Origin of the sequence: Dyella sp., from assembly GCF_036568765.1 — a bacterium.
Classification (GTDB): Bacteria; Pseudomonadota; Gammaproteobacteria; order Xanthomonadales; family Rhodanobacteraceae; genus GSA-30.
The window spans coordinates 1-9,225 of record NZ_DATCRY010000181.1; the positions used below are offsets into that span (position 1 = coordinate 1).

A 9,225-nucleotide genomic window follows, 5' to 3' on the forward strand; every position below is an offset into this window, starting at 1 on the left:
CCCGCCTGCGTGGATCCGCAGATCCATGAGCTGGGTCACCGGCCCGTTCGGCCGGTGCTCGCCCGGGACCCATTTGGGGTACGCAAGGGCCAGGTGCCCCGGATGAACGGGTATGGAGAGATGGGCGTGCTGATGCCGCGACAGCACATCGCGGGCATCGACCTTAAGGTCGATCGCACCGTCCTGCGCCCTGAGCACCATAGGTAGGAAAGCAAGCAGGCCGATGAACAGGAAAACGGGCAACCTCGGGTTGGAGGCCGGCAACGCAGGACAGGACCACATCGACAACACAGGAGCTCGAAATATTAGGGCGGCCAGGACGATACGCGCGTGTCATCAGTTTGCCTTGAATCTACTTGACGCTCTGGCGGGCCGGTCATCACCATGACGAATGACTTGCGACTGCATCGCACCCACGCTGCCAGGGAGGCTGCGCCATCCACCGAAGGAGAAGCTGGCCCGCCATCGGCACGATTGCGGCTTCGCGGCTGTTGTGCTGCGAGGCAGCTATACGGAGGCGGGAGATCGCGGTCGCGTACAGGTGAGGCCCGGCGACGTAGTATTTCACGGCGCGTACGAGTCCCATCTGAACGATGTCGCTCACTCGGGCGCCGATGTCCTGGTGGTGCCGTGGCAGAGCCATATCGCTTCCGCGCTGGGCCGCGTCGATGACGTAGACGCCGTGATGCGGGCCGCCGAGGAAGGGATGGACAAGGCAATGCTGCTGATCGGCCAGACAGTCACTTGGGCGCCCGTAGCTCCGATGGACTGGCCGGACCGCCTCGCAGAGGCCATCCGGCGCGATCCCTTTCTCAACCTCGAAGCGTGGGCGGAGTGGCAAGGGCTCCGTCCTGAAACCGTGAGCCGCGGATTTCGCCGCGCCTATGGGATGACCGCGATCGCGTATCGAGCGCGCATCCGCACGCTTCGCGCGCTGCAGGCGATGACGTCCTCGCAATCTCTTGCCCAGATCGCCGCCGAATGCGGTTTCGCCGACCAGGCGCATCTTTCCCGGAGCTTCAGCGCACTTACGGATACCACGCCTGCCGCTTGGCGCAGGCGGTTCGCTTAGCGCTTCAAGGCAGTCGCCAATAGCGGCGCGTGTTTTTTGCTTGCATGTGGCGTTGCCGCAATGACATGTCGGTCATTGCACGTGGACAAGGGCCAGCTCTTTTAGACCGCGACATCCGCTTTGATCGGCGGATGAGGCGTATAACCCGATAACTCGAAGTCGTCGATGCTGTAAGCGTCGATGGAAGGCGCGCTGCGAACCAGACTCAAGGTCGGCATGGCACGCGGCTCTCGCGAAAGCTGCAGCTGCGCCTGCTCTAGGTGGTTGAGGTACAGATGCACATCCCCACCCACCCATACAAACTCACCGAGCTCCAGTTGCGCCTGTTGCGCAACCATCTGCAGCAACGCCACTGCGCCTACCCAATTGAATGGCGCGCCAAGCAGAAGATCGCAGCTGCGCTGATACATCATCAAGCTCAGCTTACCGCCGGTATTGACGTGAAACTGATAGACCATGTGGCACGGCGGCAGCGCCATGCTCGAGATATCGGCCACGTTCCACGCGTGAAACAGCATGCGGCGGCTATAAGGGTTGTTTCGCAGCGTCGTGATCAGCGTGTCGATCTGATCGTGCACGACGCCATCGTTACCTTGCCAGCGCCTCCATTGCTTACCGTACACGGGGCCGAGGTCGCCCCAGGTCGCTGCGAACGTCTCGTCGTCCAGAATCCGCTGCTCGAACGCTTCTTGAGTGATTTGCTCGCCCGTCTGCTGGCGAAACTTGGCGAGCGGCCAATCGCTCCAGATTCTCACGCCTTCCTTCAACAAAGGACGAATGTTCGTCTCGCCGCTGAGGAACCACAGCATTTCTTTAATCGCCAGTTTCCAGTGCACGCGCTTGGTCGTCAGCACGGGAAACTCGCCACGACTCAGGTCGAAACGCGCGAACGCACCGAATACCGAAAGCGTACCCACGCCGGTGCGGTCGATCCGGCGATCGCCCTGTTCGAGGACGCGCGACATGAGGTCGAGGTATTGGAACTCCGGATGACGCATAACGAATGAGGCCTGGCGGTGGTGCTCGTGGCAAGCATCAGACACCCGAGCCGCCACAAGATCAAGCTGATTTAAAGTCGTGCGCTACGCAGTCCGCGCTCTCAGGCCTCGGACGGTTTCGCCGCGATCGCCAGTGTGGGCGCGCGCCGCGACATGGCCATCAACACCAGCCCGACCACAATCAGCGGCAGCGAGAGAATTTGTCCCATGGTCAACCAGCCGAATGCCAGATAGCCCAATTGCACGTCGGGCAGGCGTACGAACTCCACCAGGAAGCGGAAGCAGCCGTACATCAATGCGAACAGGCCGGAGATGAGGTAACGCGGGCGGGGCTTCATCGAAACCACCCAAAGCACCGTAAACATCACCACACCCTCCAGCAGCATTTCGTAGAGCTGCGACGGCTGGCGCGGCAGGCCATGAAACTGCTCGAACAGCCGGGCCAGCGACGGGTCGTTGGCCGCCAACTGAGCATCCTGTTCGCTCGCATTGGGGAAGATCATCGCCCAGGGCAGGCTGCTCGGCTTGCCCCAGAGCTCGCCGTTGATGAAATTGCCCAGGCGGCCCAGTCCCAACCCGATCGGTACCAGCGGAGCGACAAAGTCCACCGTGTCCATGAAATGCAACTTGTTGCGCCGCGACCACCACAAACCGGCCACCAGCACGCCAAGCAGGCCACCGTGGAAGCTCATGCCGCCGTCCCACACTTTGAACAGCGCCAGCGGATCGGTCCAGATCCAGCGGATGTTTGTATAGAACAACATATAGCCCACCCGACCGCCGGCGATGACGCCCATCATCGCGTAGAAGGCCAGGTCGCCCATGGCATCGCGAGTCACCGGCAGCCTGCCCTGCTTGCGCCGGTACTCGCCCAGGAGCCAGGCCCCCAGGAAACTCAGCAGATACATCAGGCCATACCAATGGATCTGGGCCGGCCCCAGGCGGAAGGCAACGGGGTCGATGGCAACGGTAAAGGGCTGACTCATGGGCTGACGCTTGGCCGAAAAGACGCAGTTTAGCTTGACCCACCTTTCTGGTGTCCGTACGCCTCTTCCGCCCTCGGCCAAACCGTGGCTACACTCGGGAGGAGGCGCCATGGTCTGGGCGCCGCTGCCACCCCGGACCCGGGCCGAGTGGCCGCATCCGTCAAAAACATTGGAAAGTTGTAGGGGGAAATCGATGCTGCACCGTCTTATGCGGACCGCGCTGTCCGCCGCTTGCCTGTTGCTGCCCGCCACCGCGCTGGCCGACGAGCTGATTCCGGTCGAAACCTTTGCGCGTCACTCGACGCTGTCTGACCCGCATTTGTCCCCCGACGGCAAATACCTGGCCGTGCGCATGGACGACAACGATGCCAGCACCCACGCGCTGGTGGTCTACAAAGTGGAGGATATGCAGACGCCGGTGAGCCTGCTGCGCATGCCCAAATACCAGATTCCACTAGATATCACCTGGGTCAGTCCGACTCGCCTGGTCGTCGCCAAGGGTAAGGAAGCCGGCTCGCTCGACAAGCCCACGTTCTATGGCGAACTGCTCGCCACCGACTTCGACGGCAAGCATCAGGATTACATCTTCGGCTTCGACACGCTGGGCACGCGCTCGGCCACGCGCAGCACCGACAAGGGCTGGGGCTTCATCGTCGGCAAGCCGCCGCAATCCAATGGCCATTTCTACATGATGGCCGAGTCATGGGATAACCGCGGCAAATACTCGCTTTACGATGTCGATGCGACCAATAGCGCACGCAAGCTGATCGGCGATATCGGCATCTCGGGCATGAGCTTCATGATCGGCGCCGACGGCCAGGCGCATTTCGCCTATGGCGAGAACGATGACTACGACTACGTCGTCTATCATCGCGAAGGCAGCGGCTGGAGCAAGATGAACCTGGGCCGCGCCGGCTTCTCGCCACTGGAGTTCACCCCGGACAACAAGCGCGTCTACGCCACCTTCAACGCCGACGGCGGTCCGCAGTCGTTGATAGAGCAGGATGAGGACGGCGGCAATCGCAAGGTATTGGCCAAGGCGGACTTCGCCGATGTCGGCAATGTGCAGTGGACGGCTTACCCCTACCAACCTTTTGCCGTCACTTACGCCGCAGGCGTGCCGAAGGTCGACTACGTCGATCCGAATCTGCCGACCGCCAAGCTGCACATGGCGATCAGTCAGAAATTCCCCGGCTTCGTGGATTTCATCAAGTTCAGCGACGACGGCACTGTCTTGTTGTTCAAGGTCAGCAGCGATCGCGACCCGGGCACGTACTATTTGATCGACACACACAGCTACAAAGTGCGCAAGCTCTTTTCGGTCGAGCCCTGGGTCGATCCAGCACGCATGTCCGAGCGGCGCCCGGTACGCTTCAAGGCCAGCGATGGCATGGAGCTGGAAGCGATCCTTACCCTTCCACGCGGTGCCAGCGAAATGAACCTGCCGATGGTGCTGCTGCCGCACGGTGGCCCGCATGGCATCCAGGACGACTGGTTCTACGATCGCGATGCACAGTTCCTGGCCAGTCGCGGTTATCTCGTGCTGCAGGTCAATTACCGCGGCTCCAGCGGTCGCGGCCGCAACTTCGTTGGCGAGGGCTATCTGAAGTGGGGCACGCGTGTGCAGCAGGACCTGATCGACGGCGTGAAGTGGGCTATCGCCGAGAACTACGCCGATCCCAAACGCGTCTGTGTCTACGGTGCGAGCTTCGGCGGCTATTCGGCGATGATGAGCACTATCCGTGCGCCCGGCCTGTTCAAATGTGCCGTCGGCTACGCCGGCATCTACGACCTGAAGATGATGTACAGCAAGGGCGATATTCGCGACTTGAAATCCGGCCGCAGCTATCTCACGACCGTCATCGGCAAGGACGACGCCGACCTGGCCGCCAACTCCCCCGACAAGCTGGCCGACAAGATCGATGTCCCGGTACTGCTGATTCATGGCGAAGACGATCAGCGCGCGCCGTTCGCCCAGGCCAAAGCCATGCGCGCGGCGCTGGATGCCGCGCACAAGCCCTACCAGTGGCTGTCCAAGCCGGGCGAAGGCCATGGCTTCTACGACGAAAAGAACAACATCGAGTTCTACAACACGTTGGCGGATTTCCTGGCCAAGAATATCGGCCCCGGTGCCACTAGCCACTGATAGGACAACCTGATTTTGCGCAACGGGAGCGGCTTTGGTCGCTTCCGTTTTTATTTCCGCCAACCGCAAGAACGACAGCGTATGTCGCAAATATCCTACGCGCGTTTCTGCGAACGCCTACAGCCCCGCAGGATCGCACGATACATATTTCTTAAATGTCAATTACTTATGTTATTAAGTCTAATTTTTGAGACGCTAGATATTGCGCTCTAGTACTCGTCTGTTTTAACTTCGGCATCACATCGTCTTTCCCCACGGCTCGACGATGCCGAGGTGCGCCAGCTCAACCCCGGGCGTCGCGCGCCATTCCAGATACCCAGAAAACCAGCCGGATGAACGCTGGCTGCTGGCTATTGTTTGTTCGGAGTTGTCGAAACAATGAAGCAAAAGACACTGCTGGCTTCGGCCATTGCAGCGGCGCTCATGCTGCCCCTGTGGACCGCATCGGCGCAGGACGCGGCACCCGCCCAGGCCGACCAGGCCAAGGCCCAGAATCTCGAAACCATCACCGTGACCGGTTCGCGCATCCGCAGCGTGGACGTGGAAACGGCGCAGCCGGTGTTCACGCTGAGCCGCCAGGAAATCCAGAAGCAGGGCTACGTGAACGTGGGCGACATCCTGTCGCACATCACGGCAGCCGGCGCCCCCGGCTACAGCAAGTCGGCCGTGCTCACCTCCAACACCTACGCCGGCGGCTCCTATGTCGAACTGCGTGGCCTGGGCTTCGCCCGCACGCTGGTGCTGGTCGACGGCCGCCGCTGGGGCACCAATGCCGACGGCTTCACCGATCTGGACTCCATCCCGTCCTCGATCATCGAGCGCATTGACGTCCTCAAGGACGGCGCCTCGGCCGTGTACGGCTCCGATGCCATCGCTGGCGTGATCAACATCATCACCCGCTCGGATATCCAGGGCGGCGAAGCGAACGCCTATTTCGGCAAGTACGGCCAGATGGACGGCACCCAGCAGCAGTACGATTTCACCTGGGGCAACAAGATCGGCAAGCTGTCGTACGTGTTCAGCGGCACCTACACCAAGGAAAATCCGGTGTGGGCGCGCGACCGCGACTTCTCGCGCTACCCGCTGGGTCCGCTACATCCCGATGCCGGTACGTTCTCGCCCTACGGCCCTAACGGTTACATCACCAATGCCCCTTCAGGTGGACTGGTACTCAATCCAGGTGGCGATACGACCCAACTCGGCGACTATCATCCCTTTACGAATGCGGACAGATATAACGCCAATCAGCAAATGATGCTGATGCCGGAGTCGAAGCGTAAATCGTTATTCGGTAAGGTCAACTACGCCATCACGGATAACGTCAGCTTCCGCGCAGATGCAGCCTATACCGAGCGCACCGCGATCACCCAGATCGCCGGCTATCCGATCGGCACCGGCAACACCGGCGTCGTGCTGGACAAGGACAGCTACTACAACCCACTGGGCAGCCAGCAAGGCTATGCCACGCCGCAGGACGTCGAATTCCTGCGTCGCGGCGTCGAAGATCCGCGCGTTACCAAAAACACTGTCAAGACCTACCGCATCGGTGCAGGTTTTGAAGGCGCCTTCCAGATCGGCGAGCGCAACTTCAACTGGGATGTCAGCGGCTACTTCAACAAGAACCGCGGCAGCGTCTTCGGCACCGGCAACTACAACCTGGTGAACCTGGCCCAGGCGCTCGGCCCGTCCTTCAAGGACACCGACGGCGTGGTCAAGTGCGGCCGTCCGGGCGCGGTGATTGCCGGTTGCACCCCGGTGAACATCCTGTCCGGCGCCGGCGGTCTGACCCCGCAGATGCTCGATTACATCGGCGTCAACACCAACGGCACCTACGGTACGCAGGAAAACGGCTTTGCCGCCAATATCACCGGCGATGTGGTCCAGCTGCCGGCCGGCATGATGCAGTTTGCCGCCGGGGTGGAATACCGCCGCAACGCCGGCTTCAACACTCCCGACGCGTTCTCACAGACCGGCAACTCGACCGACCCGGCCTCCGATGCGTCCTCGGGCAAGTACAACACCAAAGAAGCCTACGCCGAGTTGAACATCCCGGTGCTGGCCGACCTGCCCGGCGCGAAGCTGGTGTCGGTCGACCTGGCGACCCGCTACTCGAAGTACAACACCTTCGGTAGCACCACCAACAGCAAGTTCGGCTTGCAGTGGAAGCCGTTCGACGACCTGCTGGTGCGCGGCAGCATCTCCGAAGGCTTCCGTTCGCCGACGATCAACGACCTGTACGGCGGCCAGGTCCAGACCTTCGACGTCTACTCCGATCCGTGCGATTCGCAGTTCGGTGCGGTAGCAACTGGCAATGCCAATGCGATCGCCAATTGCCGCGCAGCAGGTGTTGCCCCGAACTTCCGTCAAACCGACGGTGCAGGCAATGCAGTCACCGCTCTACCGGCCCAGGGCACCACGCCCTTCATCTCCGGCTCGAACGCACAGCTGCGTCCGGAAACCTCGCTTAGCAAGACTCTTGGCCTGGTCTACAGCCCGAGCTATGTCGACGGCCTGAATGTGACGCTGGATTGGTACAACATCCGCATCAACAACATCATCAGCGCAGTGACGCCGAACGATGTTCTGGATGACTGCTACCTGCGTGGCGTTCAGTCGGCGTGCGGCCAGTTCCGTCGCGACGCCAACGGTCAAGTCGTCGATCTGAGCTACGAATTGCAGAACCGCGGTCGCCTGGAAACCGAAGGCTACGATTTCGGCTTCACCTACCGTCTGCCGAAGTTCTCGTTCGGCGAGTTCCGCATTACGTCGGACACGAACTACGTGGTCAAGTACAACCAGATGCTCGGCGGCGATACCCCGACCGTCTACAGCGCAGGCCAGTACTCCACCTGGCGCGTTCGCTCGAACGCCAATCTGGATTGGACCTACGGCAACTTCGGCGCAACCTGGGGCATCCGTTACTACTCGGGCCTGAAGGAAGACTGCGCGTTCGACCTGGATGGCGGTTCGGAATGCAACCTGCCGAACTACGTCACCCCGGGCGTCGGCATCACGCCGAAGCGTCAGACCGGTGCGATCGCCTTCAACGACCTCTCGGTCCGTTGGACGGCACCGTGGAACGGCACCTTCTCGGTGGGCGCGAACAACGTGTTCAACCGCAAGGGTCCGCTGTTCTACACCGCGTCGAGCAACGCCATCGGCAACAGCGGGTTCGTCTACAACCCGTCGTACGATTACGGTCGCTTCTTCTTCGTGCGTTACAACCAGAAGTTCTAAGCTCTGTACGAGCTGAAGTAGTTTAAGAGGCGGGCCTTCGGGCCCGCTTTTTTTTGTTTGAAGAGCCCCCCTCACCCCAACCCTCTCTCCCGGCAAGCCAGGGGAGAGGGAGCCTGACTGGAGTAAGCCTCAGTGTTTCGCACTTGCGCAGCCCGCTCCCTCTCCCAGGCAAAGCCAGGGGAAAGGGAACCTGGCTGAGGTAAACCGCAGTACTTCGCGCTTGCGCGACCGCTCACTCTCCCCTGGCTTCGCCGGGAGAGAGGTTGGGGCGAGGGATGCTCTTCAAAGAATTATCGGCTCATCCGGCAATTCCCCATGCCCACGGCGCGATCCGTCATCGGGAAAATGCATGCTCAGCAATGCATTGGCCTGCTCCACTCCGCGCAACAGGCCGCTGCGCCAATCTCCCCGCGCAAAACCTTCGCGTATGCGATCGCACAAGCTCTCCCACTCCGCATCGCTCACCCGTCGCGCAATACCACGATCGGCGACGATCTCGATGCGATGCTCGGCCAGCAGGACATAAAGCAGCACACCGCAATTGCGCTCGGTATCCCATACACGCAGATGCGAAAAGAGCTCGTGCGCGCGATCGGTCGCGGTCATGCCGGACAACACCGCAGAGAGGTTAAGGCGCGCTTCGATAGCCACACGCACTTCACCATCGTGCATCCGCTCCCCAGCGGCGACCAGCGCGGCAATCTCGTCCAGCACGGCCGACGGAAAACGCCTCGGCAACTGAAACCAGCCTTCGAACGCGTTTTGCAGCAAGCGTCGCATCAGCGT

6 protein-coding genes and 1 pseudogene are annotated in these 9,225 nt (G+C 61.2%); 3 read left to right on the top strand and 4 right to left on the bottom strand.

Going from position 1 to position 9,225, the window contains the following annotated elements:
* Positions 1-282: pseudogene (locus tag VIM98_RS12525) on the bottom strand (hypothetical protein); the annotation flags it as partial.
* 109 nt (positions 283-391) lie between these two features.
* On the opposite strand from VIM98_RS12525, the gene VIM98_RS12530 reads away from it, so the two are divergent.
* Positions 392-1,072 carry an AraC family transcriptional regulator gene (locus VIM98_RS12530; protein ID WP_331993445.1) on the top strand — a complete coding sequence of 227 codons (681 nt, stop codon included), beginning with the start codon at positions 392-394 and terminating at the stop codon, positions 1,070-1,072.
* Between the two features lie 101 nt (positions 1,073-1,173).
* On the opposite strand, the gene thyA is transcribed toward VIM98_RS12530, so the two are convergent.
* Both thyA and lgt read right to left on the bottom strand, forming a co-directional pair.
* On the bottom strand, positions 1,174-2,070 hold the full coding sequence (gene thyA / locus VIM98_RS12535; RefSeq protein ID WP_331993446.1) for a thymidylate synthase: 897 nt from the start codon (positions 2,068-2,070) through the stop codon (positions 1,174-1,176).
* Positions 2,071-2,171: 101 nt separating this feature from the next.
* Entirely contained in the window at positions 2,172-3,056 is an 885-nt protein-coding gene (lgt, locus tag VIM98_RS12540) for a prolipoprotein diacylglyceryl transferase (RefSeq protein ID WP_331993447.1), read from the bottom strand.
* Positions 3,057-3,249: 193 nt separating this feature from the next.
* Between lgt and VIM98_RS12545 the strand changes: the two genes are divergently transcribed.
* Together VIM98_RS12545 and VIM98_RS20670 are read left to right on the top strand one after the other, a co-directional pair.
* Positions 3,250-5,202 carry an alpha/beta hydrolase family protein gene (locus VIM98_RS12545; protein WP_331993448.1) on the top strand — a complete coding sequence of 651 codons (1,953 nt, stop codon included), beginning with the start codon at positions 3,250-3,252 and terminating at the stop codon, positions 5,200-5,202.
* A gap of 378 nt (positions 5,203-5,580) precedes the next feature.
* Positions 5,581-8,439, top strand: coding sequence for a TonB-dependent receptor plug domain-containing protein (locus tag VIM98_RS20670; protein WP_414650217.1), 2,859 nt, complete (start codon positions 5,581-5,583; stop codon positions 8,437-8,439).
* Between the two features lie 282 nt (positions 8,440-8,721).
* Here VIM98_RS20670 and VIM98_RS12560 read toward each other — a convergent pair whose 3' ends face one another.
* Entirely contained in the window at positions 8,722-9,219 is a 498-nt protein-coding gene (locus VIM98_RS12560; protein WP_331993450.1) for a TPM domain-containing protein, read from the bottom strand.
* Positions 9,220-9,225 lie beyond the last annotated feature (6 nt).

Coding starts and splice junctions, on each gene's coding strand:
- lgt (WP_331993447.1), bottom strand. CDS start 3,056: ATGAGTCAGCCCTTTACCGTTGCCATCGACCCCGTTGCCTTCCGCCTG.
- VIM98_RS12545 (WP_331993448.1), top strand. CDS start 3,250: ATGCTGCACCGTCTTATGCGGACCGCGCTGTCCGCCGCTTGCCTGTTG.
- VIM98_RS20670 (WP_414650217.1), top strand. CDS start 5,581: ATGAAGCAAAAGACACTGCTGGCTTCGGCCATTGCAGCGGCGCTCATG.
- thyA (WP_331993446.1), bottom strand. CDS start 2,070: ATGCGTCATCCGGAGTTCCAATACCTCGACCTCATGTCGCGCGTCCTC.
- VIM98_RS12560 (WP_331993450.1), bottom strand. CDS start 9,219: ATGCGACGCTTGCTGCAAAACGCGTTCGAAGGCTGGTTTCAGTTGCCG.
- VIM98_RS12530 (WP_331993445.1), top strand. CDS start 392: ATGACTTGCGACTGCATCGCACCCACGCTGCCAGGGAGGCTGCGCCAT.